We start from the raw sequence: 12,816 nt of genomic DNA, 5'->3' as shown, positions 1-12,816 counted from the left end.
CTCCCACGTCCGACGTCAGTGACCTTTAGTAAGCAAAGACCACGCGGCGGTTCTGTGCAAAGGCATCCTCGTTGCTACCGCGAGCCGCCGGGCGCTCTTCACCGTAGCTGACGACTTCCACCTGGGACGGATTGACGCCTTGCAGGCGCAGGTAGCGCTCGACAGATCCGGCACGACGCTCACCCAGTGCCAGGTTGTATTCGCGGGTACCACGCTCGTCGGTGTGGCCCTGCAACACGACAGAGGCATTCGGATTGCGGCTGAGGTACTGAGCGTGGGCATTGACCACTGACTCGAACTCAGGGCGAATCGCGTCGCTGTCATAGTTGAAGTAGATGGTGCGCACTTCAGGGATGCGTGCATCGGACATCTGGCCGGAGCCATCGGTGCCGTAGCCGCTTACCTGGCCGCTGCCTGCGGTGCCGGTGCCGACACCGGATCCGCCCATGGTGCCGGAACCACTTCCGGCGGCGCTGCCGTCCTGGGTGCCGCCAGTGCTGGAACAGCCGGCCAGCACGGCCAGGGAAGCGGCGATTGCCAGCGAACGGGCGTAGGGCTTCAGAAACATCGTGTCACTCTCCTTGCTTGATGCATCAAAGTCGATTCGTGGGCCGAGGCTACCAACGAATCAGTTGAGGAACGGGGACCAGGACGGCTCACGCACATCACCCTGGGCGGCTGGCAGGCGGAACTGCGCACGTCCATCGGCGGTGACCGCCCCCAGCACCCCCGTACTACCCTGCTGGGTGGCGAAGATTACCATGGTGCCATTGGGCGCGATACTGGGAGATTCAGCTTGTTGTGCATCGCTAATTTCCACCAGGCGCCCACTGTCCAGATCCTGCTTCGCCACCTGATAACCATTGTTGCCACGGTGGATCAAGAACAGCGTCTTGCCGTCCGGAGACAGGCGTCCACGCGCGTTGTAGCTACCGGTATAGGTCAGACGCTCGGCGTTGCCGCCGTTGACGCTCTGACGATAGATCTGTGGACCTCCGGAGCGGTCAGAGGTAAAGATCAGGCTGCTGCCGTCGGGGCTCCAGGCCGGTTCGGTCTCGATGCTGCTGGAGTTGGTCACACGCTGCAGGTTACGAGAACCGATATCCATCACGTAGATTTCAGGCTGGCCATCGCGGGACAGCGCCATGGCCAGACGACGGCCATCCGGGGACCAGCTCGGCGCGCTATTGAGACCTTCAAAGTCGGTCAACTTGGCCCGCTGTCCGGTAGCCAGGTTCTGAACATAGATCGCCGGACGCTCGGTCTCGAAGGATACGTACGCCAGCTTGCCGCCGTCAGGAGACCAGGCCGGTGACATGATCGGCTCATCGGATGTCAGCACCTGCTGGCTGTTGCGACCGTCGGCATCCGCCACATAAAGACCATACTGGGTGTTATCACCCACGCCTTGGGACGTGACATAGGCAATACGGGTTGAAAACGCGCCGCGAATACCGGTGATCTCTTCGAAGATCTGGTCACTGATATAGTGGGCCGCCCCACGCAGGTCGGAGCTTGAGGCCGTCACAGTCTCTCCGAGCAGACGACTTTCGCCGCTGACGTCGAGCAGTTCGTAACGCACCTTGACCTGTCCACCTTCCTGGCTGGTGCTGCCTACGACCAGATAGCGGGAGTCCAGGCTACGCCAGTCGCCATAGGTGACGTCGTCACTGCTGGAGGGCTGGTTGAACATCGCCGAGCGGGGCAGAGGCTCGAAGTAGCCGCTGCGCTCCAGATCGTCGGAGACGACCTGGGCGATGTCCTCGGGCAAGCCACCGGCCTGATCAGCGAAGGGAACCACAGCGATGGGCGTGGCGCGCTCGTTACCCCGCGTAATATCGATGGTGAGGTCTGCAGAAGCCACGGGGCCAACCAGCCACAGCATGGCGCCGGTCACGACCGAAGCCAGTCCTTTGCAAAGCGCACGTCGATGACCACCGGATCGACGCTCTGTTCCTGCCCACCAACTCGCGTTCAATGCTCTCATCAGCGAATGTCTCCTGGTCTGAACCGCAGATTGAATTGACGATAGTCGCGTTGCACGCCGCTGGGAAGGTCCCGCAGCTCGGAAAATGGCGCGGCCGACTCCACCGCCTGAATCGCCGAATTATCAAAGGCGGCATCGCCACTGGAGCGACGGATGCTCACCGCGAACACTTCCCCGGAGGGACCAAGCCGAACTTCAACTTCGGCCGTGGTGCCATTGCCGACATTAGGCGGGATGACCCAGGCTTGCTCTACGGCACGTCGCACCAGTTGAATGAAACCATTGGCGGCCTCGGCGCCCTGCTCGGCATTGGAGACGGCATCGGAATCGCCTTCGATAATGCGCTGCAACTGCCGCTCGGCTTCCTCCCGTGCCTGGCGCTCAGCCTCCTCCCGGGCCTTGCGTTCGGCTTCCTCTTTGGCCCTCTGCTCGGCTTCCTCTCTGGCCTTTCGCTCGGCTTCCTCGCGGGCCTGGCGCTCAGCTTCTTCTCTGGCCTGACGCTCGGCTTCCTCTCTGGCCTTGCGCTCGGCTTCTTCGCGGGCTTGGCGCTCAGCTTCTTCTCTGGCCTTTTGCTCGGCTTCCTCTCTTGCTTTCTGCTCGGCCTCCTCGCGGGCCTGGCGTTCGGCTTCCTGCTGACGAGCGGCCTCTTCCTGACGTCTGCGCTCGGCTTCCGCCTGGCGCTCCTGCTCGGCCTGCTCACGTGCCGCTTCACGCTCAGCCTCCTGCTGCGCCCGTTGCTGTTCGGCAGCTTCCGCTTCAGCCGCGCGACGCTCTGCTTCAGCACGTGCTTGCTCCGCCGCTTCCGCCTGGGCCTGCCGTTCCGCTTCTTCCTGAGCTTGCCGTTCCGCTTCCTGCTGCGCTGCACGCTCAGCCTCTTCCTGAGCCTTGCGTTCAGCCTCTTGCTCGGCTTGTCGCTCGGCGTCACGCTTGGCCTCTTCCTCTGCCTGACGTTCCGCCGCACGGGTACGTGCCTCCGCAGCCTGCTGCGCCTGATCCGTCCGTGTTTCGGTGCTGATCAGCGTTGCCTGCACGATAGCGTTATTGGGCGTCTCAGGCTCGCTGGTCGGCCACTTGATCACGCTCAGGATGAGCAGCCCCAGGTGCAATGCCACGGCCAGCACTGTCGGCAGGCCGTAGCCGACGCTTCCGGCGCGCTTGCTGGTCGTTCGCCGTTGTGGTTTCGCCATGAGCTCTCCTAGCCTTCCTGGGGCGGGGGCTCGGAAATCAGCCCTACGTTGGCGACGCCAGCCACCTGCAGCGTGCTCATCAGGGTCACTATCTGGCCATATGCCACATTGCGGTCACCACGCACCATCACCGGCGTGCCGGGTTTGCGCTCCAGCAGAATAATGACGCGATCACTGAGCTCATCCAGGCTGACCTGCGTCTCGTCTCCACCAAGACTGATGAAATACTGGCCTTCCTTGTCGACCGACACGATGATCGGTTCGCTGTTCTCGACATCCTCGATCGGCTCGGACGTCACCTGTGGCAAATCGACCTTCACCCCCTGGGTCAGCATGGGTGCGGTAATCATGAAGATCACCAGCAGCACCAGCATGACGTCGATGAAGGGCACGACGTTGATTTCCCCCATGGGCTTGCTGCGCCCACGGCGATTGAAGGGTCCTAGCATGGAGGGTCTCCTTCCTCAGGCCGCACTTGCGTCGGGACGGCCCTGCAGGTTGCGGTGCAGGATGGAGTGAAACTCCTCGGCAAAGTCTTCGTACTTGCCCAGCAAGCGTGACGACTCGGCAGAAAGGCGGTTGTAGAAGATAACCGCAGGAATGGCCGCAAACAGGCCCATCGCGGTAGCGACCAGCGCTTCGGCAATCCACGGTGCCACCGTGGCCAAGGTCGCTTGCTGGGCCATGGACAGCGACTGGAAGGAGCCCATGATGCCCCACACGGTACCGAACAGACCGATATAGGGACTGGCCGAGGCGACGGTGGCCAGAAAGACCAGATGAAGGTTCAAGCGCTCTTCTTCGCGGGACCAGGCCACCCGCATGCTGCGCTGAACGCCGTCAAGGATCGCCTGCGGGCTGCGCGTCTTGGGCATCAGCCGATTGAATTCACGGAAACCCGCACGAAAGATGTGCTCAGCCCCCTGGCTATCGCCTTCAGCCGGAGCATTCTTGTACAGCTCGTTGAGGTCGACGCCGGACCAGAACCGATCTTCGAACGCGCGGTGAGCCTTGCGGGCACGCCGCATGACGAAGCTGCGCTGAAACACCACGATCCAGGACAGCACGGAACCGATCATCAGCAACAGCATGACGAACTGGACCACGCCGCTGGCGTTCATGATCAAGTGGGGAATGGACATGGAGTCGTTCACGGAAATCCTCGTCTCAAATCAGTCGTTGGAAGCGTCAAGGGCCCGGTCGTCCGGGGCCATGCCAAAATGGGTCCAGGCCTGGCGGGTAACCACCCGGCCTCTTGCGGTTCGCATCATCAGACCCTGCTGAATCAGATAGGGTTCGATGACATCTTCAATGGTGTCGCGCTCTTCTCCGATGGCAGCGGACAGAGAGTCCACGCCTACCGGACCACCCTCGAACTTTTCGATCATCGCCAGCAGCAGTCGGCGGTCCATATGATCCAGTCCATGGTGGTCCACATGCAGCATGTTCAGGGCCTGGTCGGCCACGTCGGCGGTGATATGACCTCCCGCCTTCACTTCGGCAAAGTCTCGCACCCGCCGCAGCAGGCGATTGGCAATTCGGGGCGTGCCCCGAGACCGTCTCGCCACCTCTCTGGCACCGGCGAGGTCGGCTTCTACCTCGAGCAAGCGCGCAGAACGCGCCACGATCTCGGTCAACTCGTCGATGGCATAGAATTCCAGGCGCTGAACAATGCCAAAGCGATCGCGTAGTGGCGAGGTCAGCCGGCCTGCCCGGGTCGTGGCGCCGACCAGGGTAAAAGGAGGCAGATCGAGCTTGATCGAGCGCGCTGCCGGCCCTTCACCGATCACGATATCCAGCTGAAAATCTTCCATCGCCGGATAGAGGATCTCTTCGACCACAGGAGAGAGCCGGTGTATCTCATCGATGAACAGCACATCGCCGGCCTTCAGGTTGGTCAGCATGGCAGCCAGATCTCCGGCTCTCTCCAGCACCGGACCAGACGTCGAGGTCAGCCCAACCCCCATCTCCGTGGCGATGATGTTCGCCAGCGTCGTCTTGCCGAGACCAGGAGGACCGAATACCAAGGTATGATCCAGGCTCTCGTCCCTGGCTCTGGCCGCATGGATGAAAATCTCGAGCTGTTCGCGCACTCGCGGCTGACCGATGTAATCGGCGAGACGCTTGGGACGAATGGCATGATCCACCCGACCCTCGCCTTCCAGGGTGTCTCCGGCGATAAGGCGATCCGTTTCAATCATGTCAGCCCGCCATGCGGCGTGTCAGTGCCGCCTTGATCATGGCTTCGGTACTGCCTTCCCCTTCGAGTCCCGACAGCATGCGGCTCGCCTCAGTAGGCTTGTAGCCGAGACTGACCAATGCTGCTTCCGCATCCGCCAGCAACGACGTGGAGGACGTGGGTGCCGCAGGCTGTCCTTCCAGCGGGAGACTGTCGGGATGCTGCCAATGGGGGAAGCGGTCTCGCATCTCGATGACCAGGCGTTCAGCGGTCTTCTTGCCCACGCCAGGTAGACGTGTCAGAGCCTTCACGTCGTCCTCCATGACGCAGCGCACGAAGGCGTCCTCCTCCATGCCCGAGAGAATCGCCAATGCCAGTTTCGGCCCGATGCCGTTGACCTTGATCAGGGCCCGAAACAACGCCCGCTCCTGCTCGCGAGCAAAGGCGTACAAAAGATGAGCGTCATCGCGTACGGTCAAATGGGTGTACAACGACACCTTCTCACCACTACCGGGCAGTGCGACCAGGGTCGTCATTGAGGCTTCCATTTCGTAGCCGACCCCTCCCACATCCACCACGAGCCAGGGGGGCTGAGTCTCGAGCAATGTGCCTGTGATGCGTCCAATCATGGCGCTATAACTTCCTTGAACATTCGGTGTAGGTGACCACCAGTGTAACCGAGACCGGGGCCGGAGTTCGCTGGTGCAACGCCGTAACATGCCACCGGACTACCCCTTGGCTGCGCCCACTATACGGCTACCCGATAGCCATCGCTAGCGTGACAAACACTGTTCGAAAATCAAGGTGTCTGCATAAAGAGACGCTCATCCAAGGGCACGGCTCCAACGCTATCGTCAGGGACGGTACTGCCGCCAGGATTGTCCGCGACCACCGCCGCGACGCCCGCCATAATTGCCTTCATTGACCAGTCCTCGGGACGCGTAGAGGTGCGTCAAGGCAATCGCCAATGCATCTGCAGCGTCTGCCTGAGGAGTGCCCGACAGCCCAAGGGTGGCGGTGATCATATGCTGCACCTGGGTCTTTTCTGCGCCACCGGAACCGGTCACCGCCTGTTTGATCTGTCGTGGACCATACTCGTTGACGGTAAGACCGTGGTTGGCGGCACACACGATTGCAGCCCCTCGGGCCTGTCCCAATTTCAACGCGGAGTCGGCATTTTTCGACATGAACACCTGCTCAATAGCAAAGGCGCCTGGGCGGTAGAGGCCAATCAACTCGCTGATGCCGGCGTAGACCTGGGCGAGCCGTTGCGCCAGGGCGTCGTCTTTGAGGCGAATACAGCCACTGGCCACATAGCGTGGCTGTCGCTCGCTGGCGTCAAGTACACCGTAGCCTGTCACACGTGAACCAGGGTCAATGCCCAGCACAATCATCCCTGTCTCTCCTGTGCCGCGTACTGGACACACGTGCCACGGCCGTTGTCATCGCCCGCAAGAATGGCATGGCCTTGGCCTGAATTGGTGGAAAAATCTAGCATTTATGTCCTTAGGGTCGTGGCGCTGCCATCCTTGACCAGATCAAGATAACCGCACAATGCAGACGAAAGCGTCTGAGGCTGTGCTAGCGTAATGCGCACCATTCTATCGTTCCTTCAAATGACCAGCGAATCCGACACAGGAGTCAGGTATGAAAGATGTGGCCATCGTAGGCGCGGGGCCTGTTGGCATCTGCTTGGCGCGTGCACTGGCGGGCGCTGGAATGGACGTGGCGCTAATTGAGCGCGCGCGCCAGGACCAGCTCTCCACCCCCCAACCAGATGGCCGCGAGATCGCCGTCACCCGAGCGTCTGCGGGTCTGCTGGAAACGCTAGGCGTATGGCAGCGGATTCCCCAGCAGCAGGTGTATCCACTGGCGAGCGCAAGAATTTTCAATGGTGCATCGCAGTTCTCGATGAAGGTGGATCCACACGATCCCGATCATCCCCTCGGCGTGATGGTCTCCAACCATCTGATCCGCCAGGCGGCCTACGATGAGGCAAGTCGAATCGATGGCATCGAGTGGCACTTCTCTTCCCTGAAGCAGATTGACACAGATGCTCAGTGCGCGCGGCTTCGTCTAGAGAATGGTGAGGAAGTGACAGCGCGGCTGGCGGTCGCCGCCGACAGCCGCTTTTCCGAGACTCGCCGTCAAATGGGGATCGCCGCACGCATGCGGGACAATGGACGCAGCATGATGGTGTGCCGCGTTCACCACGAACGCGCTCACGACCAGTCTGCCTGGGAGTGGTTTGATCACGGCCAGACACTGGCGCTACTACCGTTGACCTCTCATCTATCTTCCGCGGTAGTCACCCTGCCCAGCCGGCAGATGGCAGAACTGTCGTCACTTCCCTCAGAAGCGCTTTCCGCTGCCTTGACACAGCGCTACGCCAACCGACTGGGAGCGATGACCGTCGACGGTGAAGCTCACGTCTACCCCTTGGTCAGCGCTTATGCGGAACGCTTTGTCGGCACTCGCCTGGCGTTGGTCGGCGATGCGGCGGTGGGCATGCATCCTGTCACCGCCCATGGCTTCAACTTCGGGATACATAGCCAATACCGCCTGGCCCGACGGTTGATCGGCGCCTATCAGCAGGGTAAGGATATCGCCGCCCCCCATCTGCTGGTCGGCTATGAACGGGAGCATCGTCTCGCCACTTGGCCGCTGTATCAGGCGACCCAGGCCATCGTCGGGCTATATACCGATGAACGCCCCCATGCTCGCATCCTGCGACACCTTGGTTTACGAGCGGGAGAGCGACTGTCTCCTGCCCGCCATTGGCTAGCGCAGCAGCTTGCTCAGACCGCGCCCAGTCGAGCAGGGCCGATTCCACTCCCTGGGCTGCCGTCACTGCCCCTGCCACCTGCGCCCTTTCCTTCCCTGTTGTTTTCAGGGGCGCCATCTCGCCAGCAGTAAGCAGGAATGACCGCTATACAAACGCAGAACCCCCGCCATATGGCGGGGGTTCTGCGTCATTCATGCGCCAGGCGGACCTGTCGAAACAAGCCCCTGGTGCAAGCGCCCAGGTGACGGCTTGGGCGGCTTGTCTCACTCGGCGCTGTCGGCCTTGGCCTTCTGACGAAGACGAATGTTCAGCTCCTTGAGCTGATCGGCGCTGACATCGCCCGGTGCGTCCGTCATCAAGCACGCGGCACTCTGCGTCTTCGGGAAGGCAATGACTTCCCGAATGGTGCGCGCACCGGTCATCAGCATGACCAGACGGTCGAGACCGAATGCCAGGCCACCGTGGGGCGGCGCGCCATAGTGCAGGGCGTCGAGCAGGAAGCCAAACTTCTCACGGGCCTCTTCTTCACCGATCCCGAGAATCTCGAACACCACGCTCTGCATGGCCTGATCGTGAATACGAATGGAGCCGCCACCCAGCTCGGTACCGTTCAGCACCATGTCATAGGCGCGTGAAAGGGCCCCCGCCGGATTGGCCTTGAGCTCTTCCGGGCTGCAGGCTGGTGACGTGAACGGGTGGTGCAGCGGGCTCAGACGCCCGTTGTCATCCGCCTCGAACATCGGGAAGTCGACGACCCACAGCGGTGCCCAGGCCTGGGTGTAGAGATTGAGATCCTCGCCCAGCTTGACCCGCAGCGCTCCCAGTGCCTCGTTGACGATGCGCGCCTTGTCGGCGCCGAAGAAGATGATGTCGCCATCTTCCGCACCGACACGGTCAAGCAGCGTCTCGATCACGTCTTCCATGAACTTGACGATCGGCGACTGCAGACCTTCGATACCCTTCGCACGCTCGTTGACCTTGATCCAGGCCAGACCGCGCGCTCCGTAGATACCGACGAACTTGGTGTATTCGTCAATTTCCTTGCGTGACAGCTTGGCACCGCCACTCACCTTGAGCGCTGCCACACGACCGTCTTCGGCGTTGGCAGGACCAGAGAAGACCTTGAAGTCGACGTCTTTCATCAGATCGTCGACATCGGTCAGCTCGAGCGGAATACGCAGATCAGGCTTGTCAGAGCCGAAGCGATGCATCGCCTCATGCCAGGTCATCCGCGGGAAGTCGCCAAGTTCGACATCCAGCACATCCTTGAACAGGCCCTGGATCATGGATTCGGTAATACCCATGATGTCGGACTCGTCGACAAAGGATGCCTCGAGGTCGATCTGAGTGAATTCAGGCTGACGATCCGCCCGCAGGTCCTCGTCGCGGAAACACTTGGCAATCTGGTAGTAACGATCGAAGCCCGCCACCATCAACAGCTGCTTGAACAGCTGTGGGGACTGCGGCAACGCAAAGAAGTTGCCAGCATGGGTACGGCTAGGCACCAGGTAGTCGCGGGCACCCTCAGGGGTGGCGCGGGTCAGTACCGGGGTCTCGATATCCAGAAAGCCTTCGCCTTCGAGGAAGGCGCGTACGCTGTGGGAGATGCGAGAACGCAGACGCAGCTTCTCGATCATCTCAGGGCGACGCAGATCGATGTAGCGGTGCTTGAGGCGAATTTCCTCACCGACCTTGCCATGCTCGTCCAGCTGGAACGGCGGCGTTGCGGCGGTGTTGAGCACCTCTACTTCTTTGGCCAGCACCTCGATCAGGCCTGTCGGCATGTTCGGGTTCTGGGTGCCTTCGGGACGCATGCGCACACGGCCCTGAATGCGCAGCACGTACTCGCTGCGGGCGCGGTCGGCATTGGCGAAGGCCTCGGCAGTGTCAGGGTCGACCACAACCTGGGCGATGCCATCACGATCGCGAAGGTCTAGGAAGATCACCCCACCGTGGTCACGGCGGCGATGCACCCAGCCGCACAGGCTGACCGTCTGGTCTACCAGGGTTTCGTTGAGCTGGCCGCAATAATGGCTGCGCATGTTGATTCCTGTCATGTTGCGTGAAGGTTGGACGGATCGAGACTCAGGCGGCGGCGCCGTCTCTGGAGGACGAGCTACCGGAGCCACTGCTGCCACTCGAGGCACCACTGTCGCCCGCCAGGTTTTTCTTGCTGCCGCCGGTCTTGAAATCGGTTTCGTACCAGCCACCGCCGGCAAGACGAAAGCCTGCGGCAGAGACCAGACGATTCAGCTCGGGGGCTTCACAGGCTGGACAATCGCTCAAGGGAGCGGCGCTCATTCGCTGCAGCTTCTCGAGACGGTGGCCACAGGCCTTGCACTGATATTCGTAGATGGGCATGGTTTGAGGTCTCCGTTCGCATCAACCCTAAAAGTAGGAACAGAGACGCCACAGCGGCACATCTTCCGCAGCTCTCTGTCCCGACATGCGATATAGGGCCGGCCAAAAGCAATTCCAAGCCCAGATCAAGGGGCCGTATTATAGCGCGCTGAACCCCATGAGGCACAGCCCTGTGCGATCAAACCGCTCAAACTCGGCCATGCTACCCCCAATGACAAGAGGAGCCGTGATGAAAGCCGTTCTACTCGATGCCGACAGCCTGGGCGACGACATTGACCTGACCCCCCTGCGCGAGCAGCTCGACAGCCTGGACGTCCACCCCACCAGCACCACCGCCGAGGCCCGCGCGCGCCTCGACGGTGCTGATGTTGCGATCGTCAACAAGGTCGTGCTGGACGCCGATACGCTGAACGCCCTGCCCTCGCTGAAGCATATCTGCGTGCTGGCAACGGGCACCAACAACATCGATATGGAGGTCGCCCGGCAACGCGGCATTCGGGTCGACAACGTCAGCGCCTATGGTACCGCCAGCGTCGCCCAGCACACCCTGATGTTGATCCTGGCGCTGGCCACTCGCCTGCCACAGTACACCAGCGATGTTGCTGAAGGACGCTGGGGTGAGAGTCCCTTCTTCTGCATGATGGGGCATCCCACGGTACAGCTCGAAGGAAAGCATCTGGTGCTGGTCGGCCAGGGTGAGCTTGGGTCTCGCGTCGCCTCTCTGGCCGAGGCGTTCGGCATGCGGGTGACGTTCAGTGCACGTCCAGGTAATGAAGCCAACGACCATCGCCCCGCCCTGGCCGAACTGTTGCCGGAGGCCGATGTGGTCAGCCTGCACTGTCCCCTGACCGAACACAGCCGCCACCTGATCAACGCCGACAACCTTGCACGCATGAAGGCCGGCGCGCTGCTGGTGAATTGCGCCCGCGGTGGTGTCATCGACGAGGAAGCCGCACTGGCGGCGCTGCGTGATGGCCGTCTGGCCGGCCTGGCCGTGGATGTCTTGCCGGTAGAGCCACCCCGCGATGGTCATGCGCTGATTGACGCGCTCAACGAGACGCCGCGGCTCAATCTACTGGTGACGCCACACAGTGCGTGGATCACCCCGGAAGCGCGACAGAACATTGTGCGGCTGACCGCCGAGAACTTGCGAAACGCCTGACGACCTTGCGTTGTGCCCTGGTGCCCTTGTCTAACCTTGATGTTACTCGAGGGCACCTCAATAAGGTGCTTGCCTATGAAGATAACGGTATAAACATGAATCTACCGTCGACTGCGCTTGCACACACCGGCCTTCACTCCGATACTTCGCGCTAACGCCGTATCACCAAGCGCAGGCACTTTTCGCACAAGCCCTAAGCCCATACCGTCATCGGACACCCTATGTTGTATAACTACGGGTCGATCAACCTCGACCATGTCTACCGCGTCTCTCATCTGGTGCGTCCTGGAGAAACCCTTGCCAGCCACGAACACCGTGTCGGTCTTGGCGGCAAGGGCGCCAATCAATCATTGGCCCTTGCCAAAGCGGGAGGCCAGGTCCAGCACTGGGGCTGCCTCAACGCACAGGATGGCTGGGCTCGCGAGCTACTGCAGGATGCTGGCGTCGACGTTGCCGGCGTCAAGCACGTGCCAGGCCCTTCCGGACACGCCATCATTCAGGTGGACGACAGCGCGGAAAATGCCATTCTGCTCTTCCCCGGCGCCAATCATCACTTCAAGGCGGAGGATATCGCCGAACTGATGCGGGCTTGCTCAGCCGGTGATTGGCTGTTGGTGCAAAATGAGTGCAGCGTACTCGCCGACAGCATCCAGCTGGCACATCAGCGTGGCGTCCAGATCGCCTTCAACCCTGCGCCGATGAGCGATGACGTCAAGCGTCTACCGCTGCATCTGGTCGATCTGCTGTTCGTCAATCGCGGCGAAGCCGCCTGGCTCGCTGAATGCGAGGATGACGCCTCTGCCGAGGCCTTGCTGGACGCCCTGGCGCAACAGCTTCCAACAACGGCAGTGGTGTTGACTCTGGGAGCCGAAGGCGCCTGGTACCAGCACGGCGATCAGCGGCACTTTCAGCCCGCCAGCAGCGTCAAGGCCGTCGACACTACAGCAGCCGGCGACACCTTCATTGGCTTCTATCTGGCCGCCATGCAGGAGCAGGCAAGCGTTGCCGAGTGCCTGGCCCTCGCTTCCACCGCAGCCGCCTTGGGTGTTCAACGCCAAGGCGCTGCCACCAGCGTTCCCGCGCGCCATGAAGTGGACAGCGCCCTTTCATCCGGTCAGCACCAGATCCGCTGAGCCATTCTTCTTCAGCGTAGGC

Annotated in this window: 13 protein-coding genes; 3 read left to right on the top strand and 10 right to left on the bottom strand. The window is 61.5% G+C overall.

Annotated features, from left to right (window positions below):
- Positions 1 to 25: 25 nt before the first annotated feature.
- From pal to ruvC, 8 genes are all read right to left on the bottom strand, one after another.
- Entirely contained in the window at positions 26 to 568 is a 543-nt protein-coding gene (pal, locus tag JF545_RS03095) for a peptidoglycan-associated lipoprotein Pal (RefSeq protein WP_206938672.1), read from the bottom strand.
- Between the two features lie 60 nt (positions 569 to 628).
- Positions 629 to 1,885 carry a Tol-Pal system beta propeller repeat protein TolB gene (tolB, locus tag JF545_RS03090; protein ID WP_222163897.1) on the bottom strand — a complete coding sequence of 419 codons (1,257 nt, stop codon included), beginning with the start codon at positions 1,883 to 1,885 and terminating at the stop codon, positions 629 to 631.
- Positions 1,886 to 1,986: 101 nt separating this feature from the next.
- A complete protein-coding gene (gene tolA, locus JF545_RS03085; protein ID WP_206938668.1) occupies positions 1,987 to 3,174 on the bottom strand; it encodes a cell envelope integrity protein TolA in 1,188 nt (395 codons plus the stop codon).
- A gap of 8 nt (positions 3,175 to 3,182) precedes the next feature.
- Positions 3,183 to 3,623, bottom strand: coding sequence for a protein TolR (tolR, locus tag JF545_RS03080; protein WP_206938666.1), 441 nt, complete (start codon positions 3,621 to 3,623; stop codon positions 3,183 to 3,185).
- Between the two features lie 15 nt (positions 3,624 to 3,638).
- Positions 3,639 to 4,328, bottom strand: coding sequence for a protein TolQ (gene tolQ / locus JF545_RS03075; protein ID WP_224852098.1), 690 nt, complete (start codon positions 4,326 to 4,328; stop codon positions 3,639 to 3,641).
- An 18-nt stretch (positions 4,329 to 4,346) separates the two neighbouring features.
- Complete coding sequence (gene ruvB, locus JF545_RS03070; protein WP_206938665.1) at positions 4,347 to 5,375, bottom strand: Holliday junction branch migration DNA helicase RuvB; 1,029 nt, start codon at positions 5,373 to 5,375, stop codon at positions 4,347 to 4,349.
- Between the two features lies 1 nt (position 5,376).
- Positions 5,377 to 5,982 (bottom strand): Holliday junction branch migration protein RuvA, encoded by a 606-nt coding sequence (ruvA, locus tag JF545_RS03065; protein WP_206938656.1) that lies wholly within the window; start codon positions 5,980 to 5,982, stop codon positions 5,377 to 5,379.
- Positions 5,983 to 6,207: 225 nt separating this feature from the next.
- Complete coding sequence (gene ruvC / locus JF545_RS03060) at positions 6,208 to 6,747, bottom strand: crossover junction endodeoxyribonuclease RuvC (RefSeq protein ID WP_206938654.1); 540 nt, start codon at positions 6,745 to 6,747, stop codon at positions 6,208 to 6,210.
- A 253-nt stretch (positions 6,748 to 7,000) separates the two neighbouring features.
- Here ruvC and ubiM point away from each other — a divergent pair, with 253 nt between their 5' ends.
- On the top strand, positions 7,001 to 8,269 hold the full coding sequence (gene ubiM / locus JF545_RS03055; protein WP_206938652.1) for a 5-demethoxyubiquinol-8 5-hydroxylase UbiM: 1,269 nt from the start codon (positions 7,001 to 7,003) through the stop codon (positions 8,267 to 8,269).
- A 132-nt stretch (positions 8,270 to 8,401) separates the two neighbouring features.
- On the opposite strand, the gene aspS is transcribed toward ubiM, so the two are convergent.
- Together aspS and JF545_RS03045 are read right to left on the bottom strand one after the other, a co-directional pair.
- A complete protein-coding gene (gene aspS, locus JF545_RS03050) occupies positions 8,402 to 10,180 on the bottom strand; it encodes an aspartate--tRNA ligase (protein WP_206938644.1) in 1,779 nt (592 codons plus the stop codon).
- A 43-nt stretch (positions 10,181 to 10,223) separates the two neighbouring features.
- Positions 10,224 to 10,499: an FmdB family zinc ribbon protein gene (locus JF545_RS03045; RefSeq protein ID WP_206938642.1), complete on the bottom strand. Its 276-nt coding sequence runs from the start codon at positions 10,497 to 10,499 to the stop codon at positions 10,224 to 10,226.
- 229 nt (positions 10,500 to 10,728) lie between these two features.
- Between JF545_RS03045 and JF545_RS03040 the strand changes: the two genes are divergently transcribed.
- Both JF545_RS03040 and JF545_RS03035 read left to right on the top strand, forming a co-directional pair.
- The gene (locus JF545_RS03040) at positions 10,729 to 11,661 is read left to right on the top strand and encodes a D-2-hydroxyacid dehydrogenase (RefSeq protein ID WP_206938641.1); all 933 of its coding nucleotides are present in this window, start codon (positions 10,729 to 10,731) and stop codon (positions 11,659 to 11,661) included.
- Positions 11,662 to 11,882: 221 nt separating this feature from the next.
- Positions 11,883 to 12,794: a ribokinase gene (locus JF545_RS03035; RefSeq protein WP_206938639.1), complete on the top strand. Its 912-nt coding sequence runs from the start codon at positions 11,883 to 11,885 to the stop codon at positions 12,792 to 12,794.
- Positions 12,795 to 12,816: the final 22 nt, after the last annotated feature.

It is taken from the genome of Halomonas litopenaei (genome assembly GCF_017303055.1).
Lineage (GTDB): Bacteria > Pseudomonadota > Gammaproteobacteria > Pseudomonadales > Halomonadaceae > Halomonas > Halomonas litopenaei_A.
This window is presented reverse-complemented; position numbering and strand designations above follow the sequence as displayed.

Excerpts from the sequence above, each read along its gene's own strand:
- pal (WP_206938672.1), bottom strand. The coding sequence starts at position 568 with ATGTTTCTGAAGCCCTACGCCCGTTCGCTGGCAATCGCCGCTTCCCTG.
- ruvA (WP_206938656.1), bottom strand. The coding sequence starts at position 5,982 with ATGATTGGACGCATCACAGGCACATTGCTCGAGACTCAGCCCCCCTGG.
- tolB (WP_222163897.1), bottom strand. The coding sequence starts at position 1,885 with ATGCTGTGGCTGGTTGGCCCCGTGGCTTCTGCAGACCTCACCATCGAT.
- JF545_RS03040 (WP_206938641.1), top strand. The coding sequence starts at position 10,729 with ATGAAAGCCGTTCTACTCGATGCCGACAGCCTGGGCGACGACATTGAC.
- aspS (WP_206938644.1), bottom strand. The coding sequence starts at position 10,180 with ATGCGCAGCCATTATTGCGGCCAGCTCAACGAAACCCTGGTAGACCAG.
- ruvC (WP_206938654.1), bottom strand. The coding sequence starts at position 6,747 with ATGATTGTGCTGGGCATTGACCCTGGTTCACGTGTGACAGGCTACGGT.
- ubiM (WP_206938652.1), top strand. The coding sequence starts at position 7,001 with ATGAAAGATGTGGCCATCGTAGGCGCGGGGCCTGTTGGCATCTGCTTG.
- JF545_RS03035 (WP_206938639.1), top strand. The coding sequence starts at position 11,883 with ATGTTGTATAACTACGGGTCGATCAACCTCGACCATGTCTACCGCGTC.
- JF545_RS03045 (WP_206938642.1), bottom strand. The coding sequence starts at position 10,499 with ATGCCCATCTACGAATATCAGTGCAAGGCCTGTGGCCACCGTCTCGAG.
- tolR (WP_206938666.1), bottom strand. The coding sequence starts at position 3,623 with ATGCTAGGACCCTTCAATCGCCGTGGGCGCAGCAAGCCCATGGGGGAA.
- ruvB (WP_206938665.1), bottom strand. The coding sequence starts at position 5,375 with ATGATTGAAACGGATCGCCTTATCGCCGGAGACACCCTGGAAGGCGAG.
- tolA (WP_206938668.1), bottom strand. The coding sequence starts at position 3,174 with ATGGCGAAACCACAACGGCGAACGACCAGCAAGCGCGCCGGAAGCGTC.